This is a genomic window from Gammaproteobacteria bacterium, from assembly GCA_029882975.1.
In the GTDB taxonomy this organism is placed as follows: Bacteria; Pseudomonadota; Gammaproteobacteria; order SZUA-152; family SZUA-152; genus JAJDNG01.
Genome location: JAOUJW010000003.1, coordinates 135,555 through 160,178 on the forward strand (window position 1 = coordinate 135,555; position 24,624 = coordinate 160,178).

Here is a 24,624-nt window from a genome sequence, read left to right on the forward strand (position 1 = left end):
TTGACGGGTTTTTTGTGTGATTTGGTTTGATCTGCGTGCCTATCATGGCATGACAATGTGCGGTGCTTAATTTAGTATTGGCAGGGTTTGGCAGTTGATGTAACAGATTTAGAGTATGTGGATAATGAAAACAGTGAATCAAATGAATAATGGTGGGTGTAACGTGTGGGGGTTGGTGTGGAGCGGGGTGTGGAGCGGGGTGTGGAGCGGGGTGTGGAGGTCAGTGCCGGTCATCTTGGTTTTAGCGCTTGTTATGTTAGTCTTAGCTTGTGCGCCGCAGCTGCAATTCGGCACGGACTCGGTGCATACTGAGGGCCATGATAATGAAAACCATAACCATAATGGCCATCAGCAAACCCGTGGCCAACAAACCCATGATAGCCTTGACGCCCACCACGATCACATGGACAGGGGGCAATTTGACCCGCTGCAATACACCAGCCGGGCGAAAGCCGTCACATTAACTACCGAGGAAGGTAACTACAGGCTTAGCTTGTTCAGCAATGAAGCGCCCATCCCCGTAAATAAATTGCACAGCTGGACGGTCCATGTGGAGGACCTGCAGGGTAACCCTTTGGAAACGGGTAAGTTGTACGCTAATGGCGGCATGCCGCAACACAATCACGGTTATCCCACACGTTTGAGTGTTAAAAAGTACTTAGGCAGTGGAGACTATGAAGTGGAAGGGGTCCGCTTCGATATGTATGGTCATTGGGAAATGAGCCTGAGCGTACAGGTAGGTTTACAAACGGAATTTGTGCTGTTTAAAGTGAATTTGCAACCGCCGCTTCCCGAACAGACTAAAAATACCCACTGGAGCGATGCAGAGCTGGCGGTATTACAAAGCTTTTGGATCGGTAATTTGGCCCAATCACCCAATCCGGGCAACCGGGTAGCCGATGATGTCAACGCGGTCGCATTGGGCCATAAGTTGTTTTTTGATACCCGTTTCAGTGCCAACGGCCAAGTGGCTTGCGCTAATTGCCATCAACCGCAGCGATACTTCACGGATGGTTTGAAAGTGGCGCGCGGTTTGGGTGAGGTTGAACGTAATGCGCCAACTATTGTGGGGGCAAGTCATAATATCTGGTTTTTTCACGACGGTCGTGCCGATAGTATGTGGTCTCAGGCCTTGGGTCCTTTGGAAGACCGGCAGGAGCATGGCGGTAGTCGCACTCAATATGCCCACTTGGTTTACAACGATCCCGCCTATAAAGCTCAATATGAACAATTGTTTGGTCCTATGCCTGATTTGTCGGATCGCAATCGATTTCCACTGCGAGCCGGGCCGGTGAAGGATCCGGTCTTGCTGGGTGCCTGGCTGCAAATGAGCGAAGCGGATCAGCAAGCAGTGACTCGGGTGTTTGTCAATTTGGCCAAAGCGGTAGAGGCTTATGAGCGGCGATTGCAGCCGGGAATCTCACTTTTTGATCGGTATGTAGAGGCGGCATTGAAAAATGATACGGAAACTATGCAGCGCCTTCTGTCCAAGGATGAAGTCGCGGGATTACGTTTGTTTATCTCTAAGGCCAATTGCAGTATCTGTCACAACGGGCCTTTATTCACTGATCATGGCTTTCATAATATTGCGGTACCTCCCATGTCAAGCAAGCGCTACGATTGGGGGCGATACAAGGCCACTGCCAAAGTACGAAGCAGCGAGTTCAATTGTCGCGGTCCGTATAGTGATCAGAAAGATAAACATTGTCCGGAGTTGGAGTACATTATTTATCACAAAGAGGAAACCGCCGCGTCATTCAAAACACCGGGCTTACGCAATGTTTCCAAAACCGCGCCCTATATGCATGCCGGTCAATACACAGAACTTGCCGACGTTATGCGGCATTACGCCAAACCGCCATCCACCAAAGTGGGTATGAGCGATCTATTACCGGTGGAATTAAGTGAAAAGGAACAAGGTCAGTTGCAAGCTTTCTTGCGTACTTTGGATAGCGAGATTAATGCACCTGCCGAGTTGTTGCGTGCTCCGTGATAGAGGAGCGCTGGAATCACCGGACTTATTCAAAAATCAAAAATACCTGGCGCGGGCTTGCTTTGATATGCCGGCGGGTGGTCGATGCGTTGCTGCATCTCCGTCTGGTTGGCGAACTCCTGCAGTTTAAACGCCAAGTATTCGCCGCGTTCCATTTCATATAGTTGTTGTTTGTATTTTTCGGTGAAATCAAACCATTGATTCAGGCTTGCCTTGAATCGCTCCTCTTCCGGGAGATTTAGTGTGCCGAAATAGGATTGCAGGGCTAAAAAATAGCGCATCGCATTTCGTTCGACCACGCCTCGCATGCCGCCGGTGAATTTTGGGGGACCGTTGTCCTTATCATCGTCGTTGTTTATGCTGAATCCTACCTTATTGCGCCCAAAGGTGGCCAAGTAGGAGTTGAGTACAAACATGGCCAAGTTTCCGTATTGCACCGAATAGGATAAATGAATAAAACACCTGTTGGTGGCAGTACCTTGTTCCGGCGGCAGGGGAATGATTTGGGCGTGAAGTTTATAGTCGGATGTGCCGTAGGGGCCAAAATCTGAGCTCAGTAAAATGTGGGTGTAGTCGTGGCTGTGTTGTATGACCTGGAAAGCGTACTCCAGGACCAGCGACTCTTCCAGGTTCTGGTAAGTTTTGTATCCCAGGTAAGTACGAATGGCATTTTTGTCACGCGGCTTTACGCAGCCTTTGATATTAATATGCAATATCATGGCGCGGCACCACCTGCCCGGTTGCAATAGTTCCTGTGTAAGCGTTTGATAGTCGTATGGCAATATTGCGTAGATCTCACCGAAGGCGGATTTTTCGTGAGTATTGGATTGCAGGTAAAGTGGGGCATCGTAGGGGTTTTTTTCCAACTGTGGTGTTAAATCCATAAACATTTGCTGCAGCTGTTGCTTTCCGGGGGGGGTGGTGATGGAAGCTGCGATACTGGCGTTGACAGAGCTGCAGCTGAAAAAGTAAACAAACAGGCTCCAGTGCAACGTGTGCTTAACCAATCGAAGGTGTGTCAACATTGAGGCCTCTATTTGACTGCAAACAGTAATTGCCGAATATGAATTAGTTGCTGGTCAGTTGTTCCAGCTCTACCAAGCGTAATTTGGCTTCCAAAAAACTGTCACCGCATACGTCACGGTAAGGTAAAAAGTCGTGACACACTTTAGGGCGGTTGGGCTGATCAAAAATGAGGCATTGTTTCTTCGGCCCCAGTTGAGGGCAAGGTACATTTGCCGGTTTACCCTGTTCCATGCCGGGAATAGGACTGCTGATTGATGGGTAAATACAACAGGCGCCACAATGGGGGCGGCAGCTGATCGTGTCGGATTTCGTCATCGGGCGCTGTTCACCACAGCCGCAAATCCTACGGCTTTCAAGGCCTGGCAGGCGGCTTGCGGGTCAATATCTCCGAAAATAAGCGCTTGGCCTTGAGCCAAGTCAAATTCGGCCTTCTCGAAGCCGGGGAGGTTTTCCAATGCTTTGGTGGCATTGGCGATGCAGCCACCGCATTTCATGCCTTCAACGTGAAGGCGGGTTTCAACTGTCATAGCGATTCCTTAATATGGTAAAGCCTTATTTGTAAAAAATGTGCTTGCCAATTTTAGCGACTTTCACTTTATTGCGTGCCCACCGCGGTTTTACGTAGTCGGCATGGTAAAACAGGGCATCTTTGACTTTATTTGCAGGTACTTCTTCCCGGTACACCTCTCGTGCGATTCGCACGGCCTCAATCCAGGCTTGTGACTCCTCAGGAATATCAGTGACTTTGTCGTTGGTCCAGGAAAAAGCGCTGATATAACGTTGGCGGCGTTTACTCCATTGTTTGTAATAGACCACACGGCACACGTCATTGGGATGATGCTTGGAGTCCACTCGGTTCATTGTCACCTTGGCTACAGCATACTTTCCCGGCTTGGGTTCTCCCCGGGCTTCGTGATACACGTTCATGGCCAGGCAGCGAATATCACGCATTTCATATTGGTCTTTTAATACCATATAGGTTGTGAATCCGGTGGTTGACAAGAACAAACCGCCGGCGATAAGTAATACTTGATTCGTTGTGCCAAAACCTTGCCACCAGTAACGCAGATTGACCATGGTGTAACTGCAGTATATGCGCTCATAAATACTGGTTATGGCGCCAAAAAACAGGCTGAAAGGTTTGAAAATAATACTCAACATGTGTTTTTTCGTAGGGATGAAACTACGCCCCTTATGTAACTCATTGAAAATATAATGGTAATTCTTTGAATACCCTGAGTCTCAATCACTAATATGACAACCCACTGCAATATAAATTCCTATTTTATTGTAGAACATGGATGCCCGCTATGGTTTTGTGATTTGCCACGGATTTGTGAGAAATGCAAATCGAGTGGGTCGGGTCACTCTGGCCTTACGTGTTACAAAGTGTTACAAAAAGGATAGTCATAGTAAATAATCACAGTAGCACCCGGGTTGGGAATTCTACATAATGCAGTTATATTTTCTTTTCGGGCGTGTTAATAGTTACTTTTTTTACAGCTAAGGAGAGTTGAGTGTTGCGGAGCTTGTTAAGCATGGGCTGTCTTGGTCCCTACGGGATTTATGGCGCCATTTTTATGGTGCTTACGAGTGCATCGGTGCAGGCACAAACTGCAGGGGAGGGGGCGGGAAGCTCGGTTATCGTTCCCGTTGATGTCGGCCCGGATAAAGACAAAGAGCCGGCGGAACATCCGGACAACTACAAGTCCCCGGTAAACCGAATTTTAGGGGTGGACCGCCGTCGGGATCAGTATGGTAAGGACTTTGGCTATTTTGTTTATCCTATCGCCGGAGATATTCCCGGCTTAGGGCAGGCGGCAGGCTTAGGGGCCACCTTGATGAATATGGGCGGGTCGGATATGGATTTTACCGGGTTTAAGGTCGATGGAGACTTCAGTGCTTCAGGTGCGACCTTATTGGACATCAATCTGATTCCGCAGCGATTGATCTTTGATTTTGGCTACTACGATTATGATGTGGCTCCGGTGGACTATGCTCGTGGTCTGGATTCTGATAAGGATGATTATTTGTTGCCGAAAGTAAAGGGTTATTACTGGTTGGGGCAAATGACACTTACCTTCATGCAACGAAAAGTCGAGGCCTTTTATCGGCTGGGCTTGGGTAAAAGCCAGCTGCTGGAAATTCGCGAAAAAGACGGCAGCCTGTATCCGATTGGAGATACCTCCGAGAAAAATGCACGTGGAGATACTTTAGGCGTCAGTTTTGACAACACCGATGACCGCCTGGACCCGCGCACGGGTGTTCGGGCGGAAATCGCCCGCAAGGGATTTAATAACGAGGATCCTTTAGTCAGTGATTTCTATATTATGGATTACAATCTCACTGCTTATGTGCCCATGCGTCGCTGGGATACCCTGGCGTTTAATTTATTTCGATCCGATGCCCATGTCACTCGTCAAGCGTCGACGGACGAAGCGTACCTAAAGTCGCAATTCGGATTCAACTGTGCCCCGGCAGATCAAGCTTGTCTCCAGGTTGAGCAGGAGTTTGTCGACCGGCGCATTCAGTTCAATCAATATGGGGTTGCCAGCAGTCTTGGTGGAACTCAAAGACTGCGTTCCTTTGCCAACGGCCGCTATACGGCGGGGCATTCTTTGTTTTATGGTTTGGAATACCGTTGGAATTTAACCGATGAGCGGGTACCGTTTGACATATTCATTGCCCGTGGGGTACGCACCGGTTTTCAGCTGGCATTTTTTGCTGAGCAGGGCAGTGTGGCGGAAAATACCTCGGATTTATGGCGACAGCGCAGAACCAGCTATGGCGTTGGATTTCGCCTGGTGTTATCCGGCATCATTATTCGGGCCGATTATGCCACCGGTGATGAGGGGGATGAGTTTGTGTTGTTTATAAACTATCCATGGAGTTTGTTTTCTGTGGACAGTTCCGGCTGAGCGTATGACGATCGGTTGTGCGGGAACCTCTGTGAGCGCGGGGTTTAAGTTGCTGTGGTCTTAGTGATACCACAGCGGCTGCATTTCTTCAGGGTGATCAATTTTCCTTGTTTTACATCAAATTGTTTTTCCTGGACGATTTCCCATTTGTGAAACCCGCTTTTGCACAGGTCTTTACCTTTATGGATGTCCTTGAGTCGTTTTTTTTTAAACTTGATTACCTGCGCCATTGGTCTAGCCCGTTTGTATGAATGTCATTAGCCTGTTTATCTAATTGATTATAAAGTATCAATGAACCACTATAATGAGAACAAGCGCCGATGGTTTGGTTGTTGTGTGCAATGTTAAAGCCTGTCCCATTCTTTATAACAGACTGACATCCGTAAGCTCAATAGAAGAAGGTTGTATAATAATGAACCAGGACCATTCCAAACACACTCCGCAGCTCGAAGTCGGGTTGCACGGTTGGGATCATGCCCACTGGTGTGGTGGCTTTTATCCGGAGGATATGCCAAAGGAATGGCGGTTTTCGTATTACAGTAATGAATTTCGATCGGTGTTGCTACCCTGGTCGTTCTTATCCCAGGCCAGTCCGGAAACGGTTCAGGAGTGGTTGGATGACAGTGATGAATCTTTTGAGTTTTACGCAGAAGCGCCGCAAGCACCGCAGTGGGGAGCTTTTTTGTATTTGGCAGCCGAATTACGCCCCCAGTTAGCAGGCGTGGTATTGCCGCAGAGCAGCAACGGATTGGATGTGAGTGATAGTTTGGGAGCGGATGTTGTCTTATACCAGCGGGTCTCATCTGATGGCCTTGAATCGCAAAACGCTTTGCAAAAACTACCACAATACACATATGGCTGCTATTGTTACCATGATTCTTTGCAAGGAAACGTGTGTCGCACAGATAAGGTGTTGGTGAATGTCAAGGACAGTCGTATTACGGAGCCCAGGGATGTTCGCGTAATTGTGGATGCTTGTTTGGCGCTGCCGGCCGATAGGGTGGTTTTGATTTTTTCCGGTGAAGCGCCGAGTTTAAATGCGGCTCGCCATGCGCAAGTGATATATGAGTTAAGTGCGAGCTGATGACGATTGAATTTTAGAAATAATCTTGTGAGAGCCTGAAGCGAGGACGTAAGAGAATACTATGATTGCCGAACAACTTGATAACAGTGTTAAACCCGGCGTGGAAGGCGAGACCTTAGTGAAAATCAGAGGGCTGTCTTATTATCGGGGCAGCAGAGCCATATTCAATGGCGTGGATATGGATATCGTCAGAGGTAAAATCACAGCCATTATGGGGCCTAGCGGAACAGGGAAAACCACCTTATTGCGATTGATGGGAGGGCAGCTCAAACCGTCCCAAGGAACCGTAGCGGTGGAAGGGGCTGATGTGGCGAAGCTAAAATACACGCAATTGTATGCCTTGAGAAAACGCATGGGGATGTTGTTTCAAAACGGCGCTTTGTTTACAGATATTAACGTATTTGACAATGTGGCATTTCCTTTGCGCGAACATACCAATTTACCGGACTCCATGATCCGGGATCTGGTTTTAATGAAGCTGGAAGCGGTGGGGTTGCGCGGAGCCAATCAGTTAATGCCTAGCGAATTGTCTGGCGGTATGGCCAGGCGGGTTGCCCTGGCCAGGGCAATTGCACTGGATCCCATGATGATCATGTACGACGAACCCTTTACCGGGCAGGATCCCATCTCCATGGGGGTATTGGTTCGGTTATTGAAAACCCTGAATGATGCTCTGCACCTGACGAGCGTGTTGGTATCACACGATGTGAAGGAAAGCCTTTCTATTGCAGATTATGTCTATGTGATATCAGAGGGTAAGGTGGTGGAGCACGGCACTCCGGATACCTTGCGACAATCTCAATCTGAATGGGTACAACAGTTCCTGGAGGGTTTGAGTGACGGCCCGGTGCCTTTTCACTTTCCGGCGGCTGACATAGAAACTGACTTATTGAAGGAGGGGCGCTCGTGATTGGTATGCTACAAAACCTGGGCGCGGGCGCTCTGGGCATTTTTGAACGCTTAGGACGGGGTAATCTGTTTTTACTGAATGTCCTAATGGGCATCCCCGGGCTGTTGTTGCGATTTGGTTTGGTTGTGGCACAACTGTATGCTACGGGCGTTCTGTCGCTGTTGATTATCGGCGTGGCGGGACTGTTTGTCGGAATGGTGTTGGGTCTGCAGGGCTACAACACTCTGGTGACTTACGGCGCTTCCGAGTCGCTGGGTATTTTTGTGGCCTTAACGCTGGTGCGGGAGTTAGGGCCGGTGGTTTCTGCTCTATTATTTGCGGGGCGTGCCGGATCTGCCTTAACCGCGGAAATCGGCTTAATGAAAGCCACCGAACAGCTCTCCGCTATGGAAATGATGGCGGTGGATCCATTGCATCGAGTGATAGCCCCCCGGTTTCTTGCCGGTATGATTGCAACTCCCTTATTGGCTGCCTTATTCAGCGCCGTGGGTGTGATGGGTGGTTACTTTGTGGGAGTGGGTTTGCTGGGGGTGGATGAAGGTACCTTTTGGTCGCAAATGCAAGACAGCGTGGATCTTTACGATGATGTTATGAACGGCGTGATCAAAAGTGTGGTATTTGGGTTCGTGGTAACGTGGATCGCTGTCTTTGAAGGGTATGATGCTGTACCCACTTCGGAAGGCGTCAGTCGTGCTACAACCAGAACCGTGGTGCACGGATCATTGGCGGTATTGGGTTTGGATTTTGTATTGACTGCATTAATGTTTGGAGACAATTAAATGGAACAATCGAAGACGGTGCAAGTGTGGGTTGGGGTGTTTGTGGCCATTGGCATTGCCTCCTTGTTTATGCTTGCTATGAAAGTGAGCAACATCAGCGCACTGGCTGAAACAGAAGGCTATGAGTTGAAGCTGAAGTTTGAAAATATTGGCGGACTAAAAGTGCGTTCGCCGGTGACCATGGCCGGTGTGGTGGTGGGGCGAGTTGCCGGGATCGGTTTTGATCGAGAGTCGTATGAAGCCGTGGTAACCGTTAGAGTAGAGCAAAAATACGACAATATTCCCGACGATACCAGCGCCAGTATTTATACCGCCGGTTTGTTGGGTGAGCAATATATTGGGCTGGAGCCTGGTGGCTCTGAAACCTACTTGAAACCGGGTGATACCTTTAAGCTGACCCAGTCGGCTGTGGTGTTGGAAAAGCTCATCGGTCAGTTTTTAGTGAATAAAGCTGACGAATAGTTTGCAGGATTGGATTTACCACATAGGGTTTACTATATCAGGGTAACAATGGGCGTTAGATGCAGTAAAGGCACAAAGTATGATCGAGTTTGGTAATGACAATATACAACAAAGCGCGCGACCTGGGTTGTTTGGTTTAGGGTCCTTGGGTTTAGGATCCTTGGGTTTAGGGTGCTTAAGTGCGGGGTTTCTGCTGTGCGGCTTAAATACTCCGCTGCAAGCAGAGGAAATGGTGTTGTCCTTGGAACAGGCAGTGGAAAAAGCGCTGGCTCATGATCCACGCATTGGCGAGAAACAAAAACTGGTTGGTGCGGCAGAGGGCTTGGTGTTGGAAGCAGAAGGTTCTGCGGACTGGATCTATGATGTCAATGCATTTGTGGCTTTGGCGCCGTCCATTCGTGGAGACTTTTACGACAGCAGCGGCCAATACAATCGCGATTCTTTGGATATGACCGGTGTGGGGCCCTGGTTCAATGTGGATTTTACGGCAGTAAAACCTTTGTATACCTACGGCAAGATAGAAAACTACTCCCGCGCCGCAAGAGAAAATGTCAAAATTAAAAAAGGGGATGTAAACCTGGCGCGCGCCAATACCTATTTGGATGTTACCCGGGCTTACTACGGGTACTTAACCGCAAGGGATGTTGCTCTTCTGGTGGAAGATGCCTTGGGTAAACTCGATGGAGCCATTACTTTGGTAGACGAGTGGGTGGAAACCGGTAAAGCAAAACAATCCGATAAGTTCGCGTTGGAAACCGGGGTGGCCATCGCCAACCGATTTCTTGCTGAAGCCCGGGGCACGGAGCAGGTGGCCATGGCGGGGTTGAAATACCTGGTGGGCGCAAAAAGCGAAGATACGTTGCGTTTAGCCGACACGCAGTTGAAACCCGTTGTGATGCCGGATAAGACTTTGCCGGAGCTGCAATTGGCGGCATTGAAGAACCGCCCGGAAATGTCGCAGGTGGAGGCCGGTTTGAGCGCTCGCCGGGCGCTATTGGATGCGAAAAACTCTGAATTCTATCCGAATATTTACGGCGGTTTGGCCGGTGGCTTTGCTTATTCACCGGATCGGGTCAGTACCGAAGAGGTGGCTGTGTATGATCCGTTTAATAAAGCAGGGGCAACCCCCGTTTTAGGGGTGAAGTGGGATTTATCCAGTGGAGCCCAAAAGGGCAAAGTGGCGCAGGCCCAAGCGGAGTTGGACGCGGTGTTGGAGCTCAAATCCATTGCTTTGCAGGGTATCCCGTTCCAGGTGGCGGAGCGGTTTCATACCGTCAGTGCCAATGACAAAATGGTAAAAGAATTATATAAAGCGGCCCGTTCCGGGCGGCGCTGGATGATCAGTACCTATGCTGATTTTGAAGCGGGTATTGAAGAGGCGGATAAAGTGATTACCGCCTTGCAGGCTTATGTATTGGCCCACAGTGAATATTTGCAGGTCGTGAACGATTACAATGTCAATGTAGCGCGGCTAAAAGTGGTTACAGGAGAAATTCAATGAAAGTGATAAATGTGATTTTATGTTTGGGTTTAGTCTCATTTTTACCCGCACGCCTATTGGCGGCTGACCATCCGGCGCAGACCTTGGTGGTCAATACCACAAAGCTGGTTATGGAAAAACTCAGAGCAGAAGAAGAAATTGTAAAAAAAGATAGCGCTCGTCTGATGAAAATTGTCGACGAAAATGTATTACCCAATTTTGACTTTCACAAAATGTCCAGTTGGGTTCTGGGTAAGTATTGGCGCAAGGCGAGTAAAAAGCAGAAAGCGCAGTTCACAGATGAATTTAAAACCTTATTGGTTCGAACCTACAGTAAAGCTTTGTTGGATGCTATCGACAAAGAAATAAAATTTTTACCCATGCGTTCCAAGAAGAAAGACGCCAAAGAGGTGACGGTACGCACGGAAGTGGATCAGAAGGGCGGGTTTCCTATTCCCATTGATTACAAACTTTACGAGAAAGAGGGTAAATGGCTGGTATACGATGTGGTAATCGATGCTTTAAGTTTGGTGTCCAATTATCGCACCAGTTTTTCCAAAACCGTGCGAGAGTCGGGTATTGATCATTTGATTAAAACGCTGGCTGAACGTAACGCAGATGAAGGAAAGACAAAATCATGAGTGCAAACGGCAATGCGACTGGAAGCATCACCAGGCAAACTGATGATACCTATTTGCTGCAGGGGGTGTTGAGTTTTGACAGTGCCGCTGCTTTGGCTCGACAGGGTAATGAGTTGTTTAAAAGTGCCGGAGCTACGGTATCGGTGGACTTAAGTGGCGTGGACCGCAGTGACAGCGCCGGTTTGGCGCTGCTGCTGGAGTGGATGCGTGCAGCCCGTAAACGCAATCAGACCCTGGTATTCAGTCACGTGCCCCGGCAGATTCAGGATATTGCGGCGGTTAGTGGGGTTAAGTCGCTGCTGAACGCCGAATCAATCTAAAACACTCTTGCGTCACGATAATCGCTCATTTTGGCTTGAAGCAAAAGTGCGCTAAAATGTTCACTTTTGGAGGCGGTTTAGCCACATGGAAAATGAGGAAGTCAAACGTCTGATAGAAGCAGGCATCGCCGATGCGCAAGTCACTGTGAACGGTGACGGCAGCCACTACGAAGCTATCGTTGTGGGCGCCGTCTTTGCTGGTAAGTCACTGCTTGAAAAGCAGAAAATGGTCTACGCGACGCTAAATGCGGAAATCACCAGCGGTCGAATTCATGCCCTGAGCATAAAAGCCTACAGCCCTGAGGAGTGGGAAAAAGCGCAAAAATTCCAGGTGGGTGGTGCATAGCCGCCCGGGGTATAGCGATTTTAGCGTTTCATTGAGAACAAGGTCTCAGTTCCCCCGCTTCTTAATTTCCACAAAACCCGGATAATTTGGTATATTGCCAGAGGTTTTTAACCAGGTCCTTAACCTTGGTGACAATCGCCAAAACTATGGCCGCACCAGCCACCCGTATCAAACAGGTGGCTTTTATTTTTCAGCAGGCTTTTGCCATGGAAGGCATTATGCCTTGGAGGCCATGGATGGCCGAGAGAGGCTCAGTAAATAAAATGGACAAATTAATAATAAGCGGTGGCGCAAAAATTCAAGGAGAAGTCAGAATCTCCGGCGCCAAGAATGCAGCCTTGCCCATATTGGCCGCCACACTATTGGCTGAAGGCCGGATGATGGTGGGTAATGTGCCCCACTTGCAGGATGTCACCACAACCATGGAGCTGTTGGGTGCCATGGGTGTGCACCTGGTGATCGATGAAAAGCTCAATATCGAAACCGATGTATCAACGATAAACAGCTTTTCAGCTCCCTATGAACTGGTCAAAACCATGCGCGCTTCAATTCTGGTGCTGGGGCCCTTGTTAAGTCGTTTTGGCCGGGCAGAAGTTTCCTTGCCCGGCGGTTGTGCCATCGGCTCTCGGCCCGTGAATTTGCATGTTCAGGGTTTGCAGGCCATGGGCGCTGATATTGTTATTGAAAATGGTTACATCAAAGCCAAAGCAAAGCGTTTGCACGGTGCCAAACTGGTGATGGATATTGTTACCGTCACAGGAACCGAAAATCTGATGATGGCAGCTGCTTTGGCGAAAGGGACAACGGTTATCGAAAACGCTGCACGCGAACCGGAAGTGGTGGATTTAGCCAATTGCCTCATTAAAATGGGCGCGATCATCGACGGTGCGGGTACCGATACCATTACAATCGAAGGGGTCGACCAACTCAATGGTGTGCAGTATTCCGTATTGCCCGATCGCATTGAGACGGGTACTTATTTGGTGGCAGCAGCCATCTCGGGCGGTTCGGTCAAAGTGAAGCATACCTATCCGGACATGCTGGACGCGGTTTTGTTAAAGCTTAAGGAGGCGGGGGCTCACATTGAAACCGGTCCGGACTGGATTAGTTTGGACATGAAAGGGCAACGGCCCCGCTGTGTGGACATACATACCGCGCCTTACCCCGCATTTCCCACCGATATGCAAGCACAATTCACTGCACTCAATGCGGTGGGAGAGGGAGCCGGCGTCATTCGGGAAACGGTATTTGAAAACCGGTTTATGCATGTACAGGAATTGCAGCGCATGGGTGCGAAAATTCGACTGGAATCCAATACCGCCATTATTACCGGAGTGGAGCGTCTCACGGCCGCGCCGGTGATGGCAACGGATCTTAGAGCATCTGCCAGTCTGGTTTTGGCAGGATTGGTGGCGCAAGGGGATACCACAGTACAGCGGATTTATCATATCGATCGTGGTTACGAACGTATCGAAGAGAAATTACACCAACTGGGTGTCAACATACGCCGAGTTCCGGCTTGAGAGCTTGGAAACAGTAGTTGGGAAACAGTTGGGAAATTGAGTGCGACATGAATGAATCATTGATTATCGCCTTATCCAAAGGCCGTATTTTTAAGGAAACTTTACCCTTGTTGGCGCAAGCGGATATCCATCCCGTGGACGATCCGGAGAGTAGTCGCAAATTAATTCTGGATACCAATCAGGATAATGTGAAGTTGTTAATTGTTCGGGCTTCCGATGTGCCCACTTATGTGCAGTATGGTGCGGCAGATGTGGGGGTGGCGGGTAAAGACGTGTTACTGGAGCATGGGGCGGAAGGCTTGTATGAGCCGGTGGATTTAAATATTGCCTGTTGCAAATTGATGGTGGCAGGGCGCTGTGGAGAAGCTCAGCTGTCGGATCACGGGGCGCGCTTGCGAGTGGCTACCAAGTATGTTCACAGTACTCAGCGCTACTTTGCCTCTAAAGGGCAACAAGTGGAAATCATCAAACTGTACGGTTCTATGGAACTGGCGCCCCTGGTGGGGCTGGCGGATTTGATTGTCGATGTGGTGGACACCGGTAATACCCTGAGGGCCAATGGCCTGGAGCCATTTGAGCACATTTTGGATATTAGTTCTCGATTAGTGGTGAACGTAGCTTCAATGAAAATGAAGCACACTATGGTAAAGTCCTTTATAGATAAAATAGCAGCGGCGGTTACGGCGGCGCGTTAGTGAATGTTTCGGTAGTGAGCGGCGATAAAATATGAATATTCAAAGACTTAATACCCAGGACGGAGAGTTTTGGCGGAACCTGGAAGAGCTGTTAGCTTGGGACGTGGTCTCTGATGATGAAGTAAACTTAACGGTGCTGGATATATTGCGCGAGGTGCGAAATCGTGGTGATGACGCTTTGTTGGAGTATACCAACAAGTTTGATCGCACCGATGCGAAAAGCATGGCAGACATGGAAATTTCGCACAAGCGCTTACAGCAGGCTCTGGACGCCATTCCAGAGAATCAGCGCCAAGCCTTAATGCTGTCCAAAGAGCGTGTGCGCGTGTATCACGAAAAGCAAGTACAGGGCGATTGGCAGTTTGAAGAGCCCAATGGTACGGTGCTGGGTCAAAAAGTAACTCCGCTGGATCGAGTTGGGCTTTATGTTCCGGGTGGCAAGGCGGCTTATCCCTCGTCAGTGATAATGAATGCGGTACCGGCTAAAGTGGCCGGCGTTTCCGAGCTGATCATGGTGGTACCCACACCCTTGGGAGAAGTGAACGAATTGGTGTTGGCTGCGGCTGCCATTTGTGAAGTGGACCGGGTATTTGCGATCGGTGGAGCCCAGGCTATCGGCGCATTGACCTACGGTACCAGTTCTGTCCCTAAGGTGGATAAAATCGTGGGGCCGGGCAATATATATGTGGCTACTGCGAAACGCATGGTTTTCGGCCATGTTGGCATCGATATGATAGCCGGGCCGTCTGAAATATTGGTGATTTGCGACGGAAAAACCGATCCGGATTGGATTGTGATGGACTTGTTTTCTCAGGCTGAACATGATGAAGATGCGCAGGCCATCTTGGTGTGTCCGGATCAGGACTTTTTGGATGAAGTGGATGCCCGTATCAAGAAGCACCTGCAAACGATGGAGCGTGTGGATATCATGCAGGTCTCACTGGGAGACCGGGGCGCCTTAATTAAAGTCAAAGACATGACGGAAGCGGTGAAAGTGGCCAATTTTATTGCTCCCGAGCATTTGGAGTTGTCGGTTGAAGACCCGCAGGCCCTGCTTCCGGAGATTCGTCACGCCGGCGCCATTTTCATGGGGCGTTATACAGCGGAAGCGCTGGGTGATTATTGTGCCGGACCCAACCATGTGTTGCCCACATCAAGAACAGCGCGATTTTCTTCTCCCTTGGGAGTTTACGATTTTCAGAAGCGCTCCAGCATCATTATGTGTTCGCCTCAGGGCGCATCGGAGCTGGGCAAAACCGCCTCCATATTGGCTCGAGGAGAGGGTTTGACCGCGCACGCGCGATCCGCTGAATACCGAATTCAGCCTGATTCCGACAAAACTTAAGTCCGATGGATTCCCAGGAAAAAGTTTTACGCTGGATCCGCCCTTCGATTCGGGCTCTCAGCGCTTACCATGTGCCGCCCGCGCAAGACCTGATTAAGCTGGATGCTATGGAGAATCCCTATGTGTGGCCGGAGGAAATGAAGCAACAATGGCTGCAACGGATGCAGGGGGCTTGTCTTAACCGCTATCCGGATCCGTCTGCACAAGGTTTAAAAACACAGGTGCGGCATGCTTTCCAGGTCCCGGAGGGGATGGATATCATGTTGGGTAATGGATCTGATGAACTGATCCAAACTCTGTGTCTGGCTGCGGGTGGGCAGGGTCGTAAGCTGGTTTCTGTTGAACCCGGATTTGTGATGTACCGAATCATTGCCACTATTGCTGCAATGGAGTACGTGCCGGTAGATTTGAAGGAAAATTTCGAATTGGATTTACCGCGATTTTTAGTTGCAGTGCAGCAGCATGACCCGGCGCTTATTTTCATTGCCTATCCCAATAACCCCACCGGTAATCGGTTCGATGAAGCTGCTATTTTGCAGATTATTGAAGCCAGTAATGGTTTGGTGGTGGTTGATGAAGCTTACTTCGCTTTCTGCGGTCACAGCTTTATGCGTCATCTGCAGGGATACCCCAATTTACTGGTTATGGGGACTGTATCCAAGCTGGGTCTGGCGGGTTTGCGTTTGGGATTCCTGGCTGGAAACCCGGTTTGCATGCAGGAACTGGAAAAAATTCGTTTACCTTATAATATTAATGCTCTGACCCAGCTCAGTGCGGAGTTCGCGCTGGAACATAAATCGGTTCTGGACGGCCAGACCCAACAAATTGTGCGGGACCGAGAGCAGCTGTTTAAACAACTACAGAGTATGGACGGTATAGAGTGTTTTCCCAGCTCCGCCAATTTCCTGTTATTTCGTACCCAACAGGCCGAGGCGCAGCAGGTATTTGAACGACTATTGGATCGCGGCGTGTTGATCAAAAATTTGTCCGCAGCAGGGCCATTATTGAGCCAATGTCTGCGGGTGACTGTGGGGACAGAAGCGGAAAACCAGCAGTTCATATCTGCCTTACAGGCGAGCTTGTAGTCGCGGGCACCGTTGAGCCGAGTGGATTCAAGGTTTAGAATGGCTCTACCGAAAGCCTATTGTTTTATTACTAAATGAGGATGCCATAGTGGCAAACAAGAGTGACAACCGGGTTGAACGTAAAGCGTCAGTAGAACGTGCGACTTTGGAAACCCAAATTAAGGTTGAACTGAACTTAGATGGCAAAGGCGAGGCGCGCTTAAAAACCGGTGTACCCTTTCTGGAGCACATGCTGGATCAGGTCGCTCGTCATGGAATGATCGATTTGGAGATTGAAGCCAAGGGCGATCTGCATATTGATGCCCACCACACGGTGGAGGATATTGGTATTACCCTGGGACAGGCTTTTGCGCAAGCTGTGGGCGATAAAAAAGGCATTCGGCGTTACGGTCATGCCTATGTGCCCCTGGATGAGGCTTTATCCCGTGTGGTGATCGACTTCTCCGGCAGGCCGGGTTTGGAGCACCGCGTGGCTTATCCCCGTGCGGCTATTGGTACCTTTGATGTGGATTTGTTTCACGAGTTTTTTCAGGGTTTTGTGAATCACGCCAAGGTGACTTTACATATTGATAATATTCGTGGCGACAATGCTCACCACATTGCGGAAACCGTATTTAAGGCCATGGGTCGCGCTGTGCGGATGGCGTTGGAGCTGGATGAACGCATGGGTGGGATAATGCCTTCCACAAAAGGTAGTCTCTAGGTGCGCAGGTTTGCGATGCCGGGTGGCGGGTGGATGGCTCGCGGTAACTGGTTAATCCCTGGATAATCGACGTATACAAGATGAGTAAAATAGCCGTTATTGATTATGGCATGGGGAATCTCCATTCTGTTGCCAAAGCGCTGGAACATGTGACCCATACTCCCATAGTGGTTACTGCAGACAGTAAAGAAATCCTCGCAGCGGACCGTGTGGTGTTACCGGGTGTAGGTGCTATGCGTGATTGCATGGGGGAGATTCGACGCTTGGAATTAGACCAAGTCATTCTTCGTTGTGCTCGTGAAAAACCTTTCCTGGGGGTTTGTGTGGGTATGCAGGCACTGCTGCAGCACAGCACAGAAAACGACGGTGTGGAATGCCTGGGGATTTTTGACGGCACTGTGCAAGCTTTTGGGGCGGACTTGCAGGACCCGTTGAGCGGTGAGAAGTTAAAAGTACCTCACATGGGCTGGAATCAGGTACATCAGGCAGTCTCTCATTTTATGTGGCGAAATATTCCTCAGGATGCCCGGTTTTACTTTGTGCACAGCTATTTTGCACAACCTGCTACTCCCGAGCCTATCGCCGGGTCCAGTGTTTACGGTTTTGCGTTTGCTGCTGCCTTAGCTCGGGATAATATATTTGCGGTGCAGTTTCACCCGGAAAAAAGTCAGCATGACGGTTTGGCCTTATATGCTAATTTTGTGGAATGGGATGGGCAAAGTTAATGCTGATGAATATTGTTTCAATGCACTGCTTGTTTAACGCTGAATTCTTTAATGCTGCCAGAGGAGCCGGATCATGTTATTAATCCCCGCCATTGACCTGAAGGATGGCAAATGTGTGCGTTTGCGTCAGGGGAGAATGGAAGACGACACGGTGTTTTCGGACGATCCGGTAGCGATGGCCAGGCAGTGGGTGGATGCGGGGGCCAGACGTTTGCATCTAGTGGATCTGAACGGGGCTTTTGCCGGTAAGCCGGTCAATGGGGATGTGGTAGCTCAGATCGTCAAAGCCTGTCCTGACACACCGGTGCAGGTCGGCGGCGGTATCCGCGATGAAGATACGATTCAATCCTATCTGGATCTGGGAGTGCAGTATTGTATTATCGGTACGAAAGCGGTTAATGCTCCGCACTTCGTTTCCGACATTTGTCTCAATTTTCCAGGGCACATTATCGTGGGACTGGACGCTAAAGATGGCAAAGTGGCTATCGACGGCTGGTCCAAGTTGTCTCGTCACGATGTGATTGATATGGCTCAAAAGTTTGAACAGGACGGCGTGGAAGCCATCATCTACACGGACATTAGCCGCGACGGCATGATGACCGGCGTGAATACCGAATCCACCGTTAAGCTGGCGCAGTCCATACATATCCCGGTTATCGCCTCTGGAGGGATTACCAATCTGGACGATGTGCGCGCTTTATGCGCTGTGGCGGATGAGGGCATATTGGGTGCTATAACCGGCCGTGCTATCTATGAAGGGTCTTTAGATTTCGCTGCGGGCCAGGCATTGGCGGATGAACTGTGTGCAGGAAAAGATTAGGTGTACATGTGATGTGTGTTCGGTGTACAAGGGTTATGTGGCTATGGGGTTAGCAAAACGAATCATTCCCTGTCTGGATGTGGACAACGGCCGTGTGGTGAAGGGTGTTCAATTTGTCGATATTCGCGATGCCGGTGACCCGGTAGAGATTGCCAAACGCTATGATGAGCAAGGTGCGGATGAACTGACTTTTTTGGATATTACCGCAAGTTCCGATCAGCGTGAAACCATGGTACATGTAGTGGAAGAGGTCGCAGGGCAAGTGTTTATTCCACTCACGGTTGGCGGTGGTATACGGGAACCGGCTGATATTCGGCGTATGTTGGTTGCCGGTGCCGATAAAGTGGCTATCAACACAGCTGCAGTATTCAATCCTGAGTTTGTGAAAGTTGCGGCTCAAAAATTCGGTTCCCAATGTATCGTTGTGGCTATCGACGCAAAACGGGTTTCGGCAGAAGGTGAAGCATCGCGCTGGGAGATATTTACTCACGGAGGCCGCAAAGGCACGGGTATAGACGCAGTACAATGGGCGGAGAAAATGGTGGCTTATGGAGCGGGTGAAATTTTGTTGACCAGCATGGACCGGGATGGCACCAAAGTCGGTTTTGATCTGGAACTGACCAGAGCCATCAGTGACGCAGTTTCGGTACCGGTAATTGCGTCCGGTGGAGTGGGAACCTTGGACCATTTGGTGGACGGCATTAAGCAAGGACATGCTGACGCAGTGTTGGCAGCCAGTATTTTTCATTTTGGCGAACATACCGTGGGGGAGGCCAAGCAAGCTATGGCGGCCCAGGGCATTGAAGTGCGTTTGTAGCAGGTGAAAATGGGATGTCGAAAACGGCTTGGTTGGAAGAAATAAAGTGGGCTGAGGACGGCCTGTTGCCCGTGATTGCCCAGGATCATCACAGCGGCAAAGTTCTCATGTTTGCCTGGATGAATCGAGAGTCTTTGCAGCTCAGTATCGCTGAGGGACGAGCCATCTATTGGTCTCGTTCCCGTGGGCGCCTATGGCGCAAAGGTGAGGAATCGGGACATGTGCAGCTCATCAAAGACGTGCGTCTGGATTGTGATAATGACGTTTTGTTATTGAGTGTGGAGCAGTTGGGCGAGATCGCTTGTCACACCGGGCGCCAAAGTTGCTTTTATAAACAGCTGCAAGATGGGCAATGGCAAAGCGTGGAGCCAGTGTTAAAAGACCCGGCGCAAATTTACAAGTAATGTGAAGCCCCGGCTGACATTACGGTGATACAAACCTGATAGTAGGCAGACATTTGAATTACTCATGAGCGACATACTGAAACAATTGGCCCAAGTGCTGGAACAACGTAAACAGGCTCCGGCGGACAGCTCCTACGTGGCAGGTTTGTACGCTAAAGGTCTGGATAGTATTTTAAAAAAAGTCGGGGAAGAGTGCGCTGAGACGATTGTCGCGGCTAAAAATGGTGACCCGCAGCAGATTATCTACGAAACTGCGGATTTATGGTTTCATACCCTGGTGATGTTGGCCCAGGCGGGATTAGGGCCGGATCATGTATTGAAAGAATTGGACCGGCGGTTCGGTTTGTCCGGTTTGGATGAAAAGGCTGCCCGGGAGAAAAAATGAGCGATTGCCTGTTTTGCAACATTGTTGCCGGAACCATTCCCTCGGATATTGTATTTGAAGACGAGCAACTTATCGTTTTTAAAGATATTTATCCCAAGGCTGATGTACATTTGTTGGTGATCCCGCGGATTCATATCGGCAGCCTCAATGATCTGGAACAGGAGCACGATCCGCTGGTTGCGCATATGTTGCGTGTGTTGCCTCGTGTGGCTCGGGAGCAGGGGTTGGAGAGTGGCTTTCGTACGGTCATCAACACCGGCCCCGCCGGCGGCCAGGAAGTGTATCATTTGCACTTCCATTTGCTGGGCGGTCAAGCCATGTCATTTGGTTGAGTTAAGAGTTTATTATCGGAGAAAAGTTATGGGTATTAGTATTTGGCAGCTCCTTATCATTTTGTTAATCGTGCTGGTGTTGTTTGGAGCTAAACGACTGCGCAATATAGGTGGTGATTTGGGTGCTGCAGTGAAAGGCTTTCGTGGCGCCCTAAAAGACGGTGACGAGGAAAACAAAGCCAATCCAGACCGCATTTCGGCCGAAAAAGACGGTCATGTGATTGAAGGCGAAGTGACCTCTAAAGAGAAAGACAAGGTTTAGTCCCGCGGCCTGCCTGTTATGTTTGATGTCGGTTTTTGGGAGCTGGCGCTTATCGCGGTAGTCGCTCTGGTAGTCATTGGCCCGGAGAAGCTACCCACGGTGGCCCGTACCGCGGGTTATTGGATTGGTCGGGCTAAACGTTTTGTGGCTGATGTGCAGGATGATATCCGCCGTGAAGTGGATAAGTCCGAGGAACTCAAGCGTCTTTTGGAAGAGCAATCCAAAGTGAAAGAGCTGCATGAAATCATCGAAAATACCGTGGACGAGACCCGGAAAAGTGTTTCCGTTAATGCCCAGCTACCGCCTCATAAGCCGGAGCCCATGCCGTCCGCTTCGGTTGCTGAGGATGGCGCCAAGCCAAATAGCATTGAATCCAAACCATAATTCTTTAATCATGTTGTTTTAAGTGTCCAGGTTCCTATACCAATGACTACACAGCAGTTTCCGCCACCATTGGAGCAACCTTTTGTGGCTCATTTAGTTGAGCTGCGGGACCGTTTATTGCGCATTGTTGTGGCGGTATTGCTCGTGTTTTTAGCCTTATTTGCCTTCGCTAATGAGTTGTACACATTTGTCGCGGAACCGCTAATGCGACATATGCCGGAAGGCACAAGTATGATTGCGACAGAAGTGGCGTCACCGTTTTTAACGCCATTCAAATTGACCTTGGTGGCGTCCATATTTATTTGTATTCCTTTTATTTTGTATCAGGGGTGGGCCTTTATCGCTCCCGGTTTGTACCAAAATGAGCGGCGCTTGGTCATGCCTCTCTTGGTGTCCAGCACGTTTCTGTTTTACCTGGGGATGGCTTTTGCGTACTTTGTAGTGTTCCCGCTAGTGTTTGGTTTTTTAACAGGAATAGTGCCCACCGGTGTGGAAATGATGACAGATATTAGTCGGTATCTGGATTTCGTGTTGAAAATGTTTTTTGCTTTTGGGTTTGCTTTTGAGGTACCCATTGCCACCATATTGGTTATTTGGACCGGTCTGGCCACAGCCCAAAGCCTGGCCCAAAAGCGCCCCTATATTATTGTGGCCGCTTTTGTAATCGGTATGTTGCTGACACCGCCGGATGTCATTTCGCAAACTCTGTTGGCCTTGCCGATGTGGATATTGTTTGAGTTAGGGCTGATAATGTCGCGGTTGTATACCAAGCCGCAGCAGGAATCCGATGATACTGTAGCGGCCGCGGTTGCTGGAAATGCCATGACAACTCCGAATGTTGATGATCTTTCTGAAAATCTTGTGGTGGACGAATCTGCCACGGACGATGCCGATAACGAAGAATATCGTGAATTATCGGATGAGGAAATGGATGCGGAGTTAGATCGAATTGAGGCCGAAGACGACGCCTGGGATGATGAGCCGGCCGAGGAACCGCACCAAGAGTATGAGCCGCTTCCTGAGAATATGGCGGACGCAGACGCAGACGCAGACAAAAACACAGAAACAGACAAAAACACAGATAAAAACGGGGACGGCACCGACGCCCCTAAAACCAATTGATGCTATAAACGATAAGGTGAGAAATATGACTAGATTAGTCCAATGCGTGGTATTGAAAGCTGAGGCTGAAGGCCTGGATCGTCCGCCACACCCCGGAGAGCTGGGGCAGCGGATTTTTGACAACGTTTCCAAAGAAGGTTGGAAAAAATGGCTGGAACGACTCACCATTATCATTAATGAAAATGGACTGAGTTCCGCCGATGAAGGCAATTTGCAGCTCATCGAGGAACATATGCGTGGGTTTTTATTTGAGGAAGGTGAATTCGGAGGATTGCCCGCCGGGTTTCAACCCGCTGGTCGGGCGGGCGGCGGTAAAAAATAACCGTTTCTGCGCAGTTTGACTACCGTGTTGAGCCGGTTATTTTCCACAAAGGGTCAACAACCACTTTGAGTTGGGCGTGAGCTTGCCGTAAGGCTTGCTCAACGACCGCCGGGTTTTCGCCCCGAGCAAAAATGAAACCCAAGTAGCTGGCAGCATCCGGTAAGCAGTTCAATTCATGGCCTTCGCGAACGGAAATAATAACTTCTTGAATGAGTGGCGTGTTTTGCGCGGCCAGAACGCCTTCCACACGCCGTAAAATGCCGGGCTTAGGCGTAGGAATCATTAAAACACCTACACTGTGCTCCATAGGCTTTATGTCCAAGGGGGTTGCCGTGGCGTAGCTGATCACCAATTCTTCCAGGCTGTGCCCGGTGCCGTATTCCAATAAACGGGCACATTCTCCTCCAATGGTACGGGCTGCGAGTTCGAGGATCCAGGCTTCGTCATCGAATAGTCGCAATTCGGCGTGCACGGGACCGGTCACCAAGCCATAGGCACTGCAGGCTTGTTGTACCCGTTTCAGTATATGTGTTTGCATCGACTGGGGCAGGCGTGAGGGGGTGACATAATAGCTTTCCTCAAAATACGGCCCTGTAAGCGGTTCGGGTTTGTCGAAAATGGCCAGGGGTATGAGGCAACCGTGATGCAGCAAGCCTTCTACCGCCACTTCCGCGCCATCAATGTATTGTTCCAACAGGGCGGTATGGCGGAGCTCTTCGTCGTGTTCGTGGCGCAAAATGCGCTGTAGGATCTCACAGGCTTGTAAAAAACTGTCTCTATCATTGACTCGTATGACCCCGCGGCTGGCGGACATGCCCAATGGTTTAATCACGGCCGGCAAGGGAAAATCGATGATTTGCTCAATGAGTGGCTGAATCAGGGAGATTTTTTTAAACTGGGGTACCGGTAGATCGTGTTGTTTCAGGATTTGCCGGGCCAGATCCTTGCGTCGGGCAATGCGGGCGGATTGGGGTGGGTTATGCGGCAGTTGCAGTTGCTGTGCTATTTTAGCTGCCATTTCCACCGTAAAGTCATCCGTGGCCACAACCCCGCTAAAATGATGTTGTTCATGAGACTTCAGTATTTTTTCCAGACTGGCGGGAACGTCATCGAATTGGATATGTAGGCCGGATGCAATTTCGGCGATTAAGGAGTGTTCTCCTTCCGAAGCAATTTCGATGGGGATACGGCGACGTTTTGCGGCTTCTATGTAGGCTGCTGTGCGGTAGCTATTGGGTGGGGCGATTAACAGTAATCGCCCCGGTACAGTCGGATCATTCAAACGAGCTTAAGCGCAACCGCCACCCGCGGCCCCGCAGGCGCCGCAGGTCCCAGAGCCTCCGGTAGAGGCAAAAACGTTCTTAAACACAAAACTGGCGTTGCCGACTCCCTGTTCAACGTAGTCAATCTCCACACCTTCCAGGTAGGATAGAGCCACTGCGTCGACATACACCGTTAAGCCGTCTTTTTCCAAGATACTGTCAAATCGGGTGGGGGCTTGGGCAAAGGTCATGCCGTAGGTCATACCGCCACAGCCACCACCGGAGACAAAAATTCTTACACCATTAACCTCATCTTCCGAATTCAGCAAACCCACCAGTTTTTCGTGGGCGGCAGGGGAAACGTTAACTTCATCAGTGATGGCGGATTTAAATTCCGGTTGCGCGCTCATTCAATTACTCCTGTGAGATTAATAAGTTTTGGCCCCGCAGGGCACCGGCTATTTTACCGGGTTTGGATA

General features: G+C 49.8%; 32 protein-coding genes. 25 read left to right on the forward strand and 7 right to left on the reverse strand.

Annotation, left to right across the window (positions count from 1 at the left end):
* Nucleotides 1-253: 253 nt before the first annotated feature.
* A complete protein-coding gene (locus OEY58_03510) occupies nt 254-1,993 on the forward strand; it encodes a FixH family protein (protein MDH5324508.1) in 1,740 nt (579 codons plus the stop codon).
* Between the two features lie 29 nt (nt 1,994-2,022).
* On the opposite strand, the gene OEY58_03515 is transcribed toward OEY58_03510, so the two are convergent.
* From OEY58_03515 to OEY58_03530, 4 genes are read right to left on the reverse strand one after another with little or no spacing between them, the layout of a single operon-like run.
* Entirely contained in the window at nt 2,023-3,018 is a 996-nt protein-coding gene (locus OEY58_03515) for a hypothetical protein (GenBank protein MDH5324509.1), read from the reverse strand.
* Nucleotides 3,019-3,061: 43 nt separating this feature from the next.
* The gene (locus OEY58_03520; protein MDH5324510.1) at nt 3,062-3,316 is read right to left on the reverse strand and encodes a YkgJ family cysteine cluster protein; all 255 of its coding nucleotides are present in this window, start codon (nt 3,314-3,316) and stop codon (nt 3,062-3,064) included.
* 14 nt (nt 3,317-3,330) lie between these two features.
* Nucleotides 3,331-3,546 carry a heavy-metal-associated domain-containing protein gene (locus OEY58_03525; GenBank protein MDH5324511.1) on the reverse strand — a complete coding sequence of 72 codons (216 nt, stop codon included), beginning with the start codon at nt 3,544-3,546 and terminating at the stop codon, nt 3,331-3,333.
* Nucleotides 3,547-3,571: 25 nt separating this feature from the next.
* Nucleotides 3,572-4,180, reverse strand: coding sequence for a cell wall hydrolase (locus OEY58_03530; GenBank protein MDH5324512.1), 609 nt, complete (start codon nt 4,178-4,180; stop codon nt 3,572-3,574).
* A gap of 356 nt (nt 4,181-4,536) precedes the next feature.
* Between OEY58_03530 and OEY58_03535 the strand changes: the two genes are divergently transcribed.
* On the forward strand, nt 4,537-5,937 hold the full coding sequence (locus OEY58_03535) for a hypothetical protein (GenBank protein ID MDH5324513.1): 1,401 nt from the start codon (nt 4,537-4,539) through the stop codon (nt 5,935-5,937).
* Nucleotides 5,938-5,981: 44 nt separating this feature from the next.
* Here the strand turns inward: OEY58_03535 and OEY58_03540 are convergent, their stop codons facing one another.
* Nucleotides 5,982-6,167, reverse strand: coding sequence for a hypothetical protein (locus OEY58_03540; GenBank protein ID MDH5324514.1), 186 nt, complete (start codon nt 6,165-6,167; stop codon nt 5,982-5,984).
* Between the two features lie 182 nt (nt 6,168-6,349).
* On the opposite strand from OEY58_03540, the gene OEY58_03545 reads away from it, so the two are divergent.
* The 23 genes from OEY58_03545 to OEY58_03655 all read left to right on the forward strand — a co-directional run bounded on the left by OEY58_03545 (nt 6,350) and on the right by OEY58_03655 (nt 22,883).
* Entirely contained in the window at nt 6,350-7,021 is a 672-nt protein-coding gene (locus OEY58_03545) for a DUF72 domain-containing protein (protein ID MDH5324515.1), read from the forward strand.
* Between the two features lie 61 nt (nt 7,022-7,082).
* Nucleotides 7,083-7,931, forward strand: a complete 849-nt coding sequence (locus OEY58_03550) for an ATP-binding cassette domain-containing protein (protein ID MDH5324516.1) — start codon at nt 7,083-7,085, stop codon at nt 7,929-7,931.
* A 5-nt stretch (nt 7,932-7,936) separates the two neighbouring features.
* Nucleotides 7,937-8,710: a lipid asymmetry maintenance ABC transporter permease subunit MlaE gene (gene mlaE / locus OEY58_03555; GenBank protein MDH5324517.1), complete on the forward strand. Its 774-nt coding sequence runs from the start codon at nt 7,937-7,939 to the stop codon at nt 8,708-8,710.
* Complete coding sequence (mlaD, locus tag OEY58_03560) at nt 8,711-9,172, forward strand: outer membrane lipid asymmetry maintenance protein MlaD (GenBank protein ID MDH5324518.1); 462 nt, start codon at nt 8,711-8,713, stop codon at nt 9,170-9,172.
* Nucleotides 9,173-9,251: 79 nt separating this feature from the next.
* Nucleotides 9,252-10,673 carry a TolC family protein gene (locus OEY58_03565; GenBank protein ID MDH5324519.1) on the forward strand — a complete coding sequence of 474 codons (1,422 nt, stop codon included), beginning with the start codon at nt 9,252-9,254 and terminating at the stop codon, nt 10,671-10,673.
* Entirely contained in the window at nt 10,670-11,293 is a 624-nt protein-coding gene (locus OEY58_03570; protein ID MDH5324520.1) for an ABC transporter substrate-binding protein, read from the forward strand. Before OEY58_03565 ends, OEY58_03570 begins: the two co-directional genes overlap by 4 nt.
* Complete coding sequence (locus OEY58_03575) at nt 11,290-11,613, forward strand: STAS domain-containing protein (protein ID MDH5324521.1); 324 nt, start codon at nt 11,290-11,292, stop codon at nt 11,611-11,613. The genes OEY58_03570 and OEY58_03575 overlap by 4 nt, the downstream gene beginning before the upstream one ends.
* 85 nt (nt 11,614-11,698) lie before the next feature.
* Complete coding sequence (locus tag OEY58_03580) at nt 11,699-11,959, forward strand: BolA family transcriptional regulator (protein ID MDH5324522.1); 261 nt, start codon at nt 11,699-11,701, stop codon at nt 11,957-11,959.
* A gap of 263 nt (nt 11,960-12,222) precedes the next feature.
* Nucleotides 12,223-13,482, forward strand: a complete 1,260-nt coding sequence (gene murA, locus OEY58_03585; GenBank protein ID MDH5324523.1) for a UDP-N-acetylglucosamine 1-carboxyvinyltransferase — start codon at nt 12,223-12,225, stop codon at nt 13,480-13,482.
* A gap of 47 nt (nt 13,483-13,529) precedes the next feature.
* The gene (gene hisG / locus OEY58_03590; protein MDH5324524.1) at nt 13,530-14,177 is read left to right on the forward strand and encodes an ATP phosphoribosyltransferase; all 648 of its coding nucleotides are present in this window, start codon (nt 13,530-13,532) and stop codon (nt 14,175-14,177) included.
* 31 nt (nt 14,178-14,208) lie between these two features.
* Entirely contained in the window at nt 14,209-15,522 is a 1,314-nt protein-coding gene (gene hisD / locus OEY58_03595) for a histidinol dehydrogenase (GenBank protein ID MDH5324525.1), read from the forward strand.
* Between the two features lie 5 nt (nt 15,523-15,527).
* Nucleotides 15,528-16,607, forward strand: a complete 1,080-nt coding sequence (gene hisC, locus OEY58_03600; protein MDH5324526.1) for a histidinol-phosphate transaminase — start codon at nt 15,528-15,530, stop codon at nt 16,605-16,607.
* An 88-nt stretch (nt 16,608-16,695) separates the two neighbouring features.
* The gene (gene hisB, locus OEY58_03605; GenBank protein ID MDH5324527.1) at nt 16,696-17,310 is read left to right on the forward strand and encodes an imidazoleglycerol-phosphate dehydratase HisB; all 615 of its coding nucleotides are present in this window, start codon (nt 16,696-16,698) and stop codon (nt 17,308-17,310) included.
* 80 nt (nt 17,311-17,390) lie between these two features.
* The gene (gene hisH, locus OEY58_03610) at nt 17,391-18,035 is read left to right on the forward strand and encodes an imidazole glycerol phosphate synthase subunit HisH (protein MDH5324528.1); all 645 of its coding nucleotides are present in this window, start codon (nt 17,391-17,393) and stop codon (nt 18,033-18,035) included.
* Nucleotides 18,036-18,108: 73 nt separating this feature from the next.
* Nucleotides 18,109-18,855, forward strand: a complete 747-nt coding sequence (hisA, locus tag OEY58_03615) for a 1-(5-phosphoribosyl)-5-[(5-phosphoribosylamino)methylideneamino]imidazole-4-carboxamide isomerase (GenBank protein MDH5324529.1) — start codon at nt 18,109-18,111, stop codon at nt 18,853-18,855.
* Between the two features lie 43 nt (nt 18,856-18,898).
* On the forward strand, nt 18,899-19,672 hold the full coding sequence (gene hisF / locus OEY58_03620) for an imidazole glycerol phosphate synthase subunit HisF (GenBank protein ID MDH5324530.1): 774 nt from the start codon (nt 18,899-18,901) through the stop codon (nt 19,670-19,672).
* A gap of 14 nt (nt 19,673-19,686) precedes the next feature.
* On the forward strand, nt 19,687-20,076 hold the full coding sequence (gene hisI / locus OEY58_03625) for a phosphoribosyl-AMP cyclohydrolase (protein MDH5324531.1): 390 nt from the start codon (nt 19,687-19,689) through the stop codon (nt 20,074-20,076).
* 64 nt (nt 20,077-20,140) lie between these two features.
* Nucleotides 20,141-20,461 (forward strand): phosphoribosyl-ATP diphosphatase, encoded by a 321-nt coding sequence (locus OEY58_03630; GenBank protein MDH5324532.1) that lies wholly within the window; start codon nt 20,141-20,143, stop codon nt 20,459-20,461.
* The gene (locus OEY58_03635) at nt 20,458-20,793 is read left to right on the forward strand and encodes a histidine triad nucleotide-binding protein (GenBank protein MDH5324533.1); all 336 of its coding nucleotides are present in this window, start codon (nt 20,458-20,460) and stop codon (nt 20,791-20,793) included. Before OEY58_03630 ends, OEY58_03635 begins: the two co-directional genes overlap by 4 nt.
* 28 nt (nt 20,794-20,821) lie before the next feature.
* Nucleotides 20,822-21,055 (forward strand): twin-arginine translocase TatA/TatE family subunit, encoded by a 234-nt coding sequence (gene tatA / locus OEY58_03640; protein ID MDH5324534.1) that lies wholly within the window; start codon nt 20,822-20,824, stop codon nt 21,053-21,055.
* 18 nt (nt 21,056-21,073) lie between these two features.
* Nucleotides 21,074-21,439, forward strand: a complete 366-nt coding sequence (tatB, locus tag OEY58_03645; GenBank protein ID MDH5324535.1) for a Sec-independent protein translocase protein TatB — start codon at nt 21,074-21,076, stop codon at nt 21,437-21,439.
* 42 nt (nt 21,440-21,481) lie between these two features.
* Nucleotides 21,482-22,561, forward strand: coding sequence for a twin-arginine translocase subunit TatC (gene tatC / locus OEY58_03650; GenBank protein ID MDH5324536.1), 1,080 nt, complete (start codon nt 21,482-21,484; stop codon nt 22,559-22,561).
* 25 nt (nt 22,562-22,586) lie between these two features.
* Nucleotides 22,587-22,883 (forward strand): oxidative damage protection protein, encoded by a 297-nt coding sequence (locus OEY58_03655; protein ID MDH5324537.1) that lies wholly within the window; start codon nt 22,587-22,589, stop codon nt 22,881-22,883.
* Nucleotides 22,884-22,902: 19 nt separating this feature from the next.
* Here the strand turns inward: OEY58_03655 and OEY58_03660 are convergent, their stop codons facing one another.
* Nucleotides 22,903-24,165: an ATP-grasp domain-containing protein gene (locus OEY58_03660; GenBank protein ID MDH5324538.1), complete on the reverse strand. Its 1,263-nt coding sequence runs from the start codon at nt 24,163-24,165 to the stop codon at nt 22,903-22,905.
* Between the two features lie 6 nt (nt 24,166-24,171).
* Nucleotides 24,172-24,555 (reverse strand): iron-sulfur cluster assembly accessory protein, encoded by a 384-nt coding sequence (locus OEY58_03665; GenBank protein MDH5324539.1) that lies wholly within the window; start codon nt 24,553-24,555, stop codon nt 24,172-24,174.
* Nucleotides 24,556-24,624 lie beyond the last annotated feature (69 nt).

Excerpts from the sequence above, each read along its gene's own strand:
- OEY58_03510 (MDH5324508.1), top strand. The coding sequence starts at position 254 with ATGTTAGTCTTAGCTTGTGCGCCGCAGCTGCAATTCGGCACGGACTCG.
- OEY58_03515 (MDH5324509.1), bottom strand. The coding sequence starts at position 3,018 with ATGTTGACACACCTTCGATTGGTTAAGCACACGTTGCACTGGAGCCTG.
- OEY58_03525 (MDH5324511.1), bottom strand. The coding sequence starts at position 3,546 with ATGACAGTTGAAACCCGCCTTCACGTTGAAGGCATGAAATGCGGTGGC.
- OEY58_03530 (MDH5324512.1), bottom strand. The coding sequence starts at position 4,180 with ATGTTGAGTATTATTTTCAAACCTTTCAGCCTGTTTTTTGGCGCCATA.
- OEY58_03540 (MDH5324514.1), bottom strand. The coding sequence starts at position 6,167 with ATGGCGCAGGTAATCAAGTTTAAAAAAAAACGACTCAAGGACATCCAT.
- OEY58_03545 (MDH5324515.1), top strand. The coding sequence starts at position 6,350 with ATGAACCAGGACCATTCCAAACACACTCCGCAGCTCGAAGTCGGGTTG.
- OEY58_03550 (MDH5324516.1), top strand. The coding sequence starts at position 7,083 with ATGATTGCCGAACAACTTGATAACAGTGTTAAACCCGGCGTGGAAGGC.
- mlaE (MDH5324517.1), top strand. The coding sequence starts at position 7,937 with ATGCTACAAAACCTGGGCGCGGGCGCTCTGGGCATTTTTGAACGCTTA.
- mlaD (MDH5324518.1), top strand. The coding sequence starts at position 8,711 with ATGGAACAATCGAAGACGGTGCAAGTGTGGGTTGGGGTGTTTGTGGCC.
- OEY58_03565 (MDH5324519.1), top strand. The coding sequence starts at position 9,252 with ATGATCGAGTTTGGTAATGACAATATACAACAAAGCGCGCGACCTGGG.
- OEY58_03570 (MDH5324520.1), top strand. The coding sequence starts at position 10,670 with ATGAAAGTGATAAATGTGATTTTATGTTTGGGTTTAGTCTCATTTTTA.
- OEY58_03575 (MDH5324521.1), top strand. The coding sequence starts at position 11,290 with ATGAGTGCAAACGGCAATGCGACTGGAAGCATCACCAGGCAAACTGAT.
- OEY58_03580 (MDH5324522.1), top strand. The coding sequence starts at position 11,699 with ATGGAAAATGAGGAAGTCAAACGTCTGATAGAAGCAGGCATCGCCGAT.
- murA (MDH5324523.1), top strand. The coding sequence starts at position 12,223 with ATGGACAAATTAATAATAAGCGGTGGCGCAAAAATTCAAGGAGAAGTC.
- hisG (MDH5324524.1), top strand. The coding sequence starts at position 13,530 with ATGAATGAATCATTGATTATCGCCTTATCCAAAGGCCGTATTTTTAAG.
- hisD (MDH5324525.1), top strand. The coding sequence starts at position 14,209 with ATGAATATTCAAAGACTTAATACCCAGGACGGAGAGTTTTGGCGGAAC.
- hisC (MDH5324526.1), top strand. The coding sequence starts at position 15,528 with ATGGATTCCCAGGAAAAAGTTTTACGCTGGATCCGCCCTTCGATTCGG.
- hisH (MDH5324528.1), top strand. The coding sequence starts at position 17,391 with ATGAGTAAAATAGCCGTTATTGATTATGGCATGGGGAATCTCCATTCT.
- hisA (MDH5324529.1), top strand. The coding sequence starts at position 18,109 with ATGTTATTAATCCCCGCCATTGACCTGAAGGATGGCAAATGTGTGCGT.
- hisF (MDH5324530.1), top strand. The coding sequence starts at position 18,899 with ATGGGGTTAGCAAAACGAATCATTCCCTGTCTGGATGTGGACAACGGC.
- hisI (MDH5324531.1), top strand. The coding sequence starts at position 19,687 with ATGTCGAAAACGGCTTGGTTGGAAGAAATAAAGTGGGCTGAGGACGGC.
- OEY58_03630 (MDH5324532.1), top strand. The coding sequence starts at position 20,141 with ATGAGCGACATACTGAAACAATTGGCCCAAGTGCTGGAACAACGTAAA.
- OEY58_03635 (MDH5324533.1), top strand. The coding sequence starts at position 20,458 with ATGAGCGATTGCCTGTTTTGCAACATTGTTGCCGGAACCATTCCCTCG.
- tatA (MDH5324534.1), top strand. The coding sequence starts at position 20,822 with ATGGGTATTAGTATTTGGCAGCTCCTTATCATTTTGTTAATCGTGCTG.
- tatB (MDH5324535.1), top strand. The coding sequence starts at position 21,074 with ATGTTTGATGTCGGTTTTTGGGAGCTGGCGCTTATCGCGGTAGTCGCT.
- tatC (MDH5324536.1), top strand. The coding sequence starts at position 21,482 with ATGACTACACAGCAGTTTCCGCCACCATTGGAGCAACCTTTTGTGGCT.
- OEY58_03655 (MDH5324537.1), top strand. The coding sequence starts at position 22,587 with ATGACTAGATTAGTCCAATGCGTGGTATTGAAAGCTGAGGCTGAAGGC.
- OEY58_03665 (MDH5324539.1), bottom strand. The coding sequence starts at position 24,555 with ATGAGCGCGCAACCGGAATTTAAATCCGCCATCACTGATGAAGTTAAC.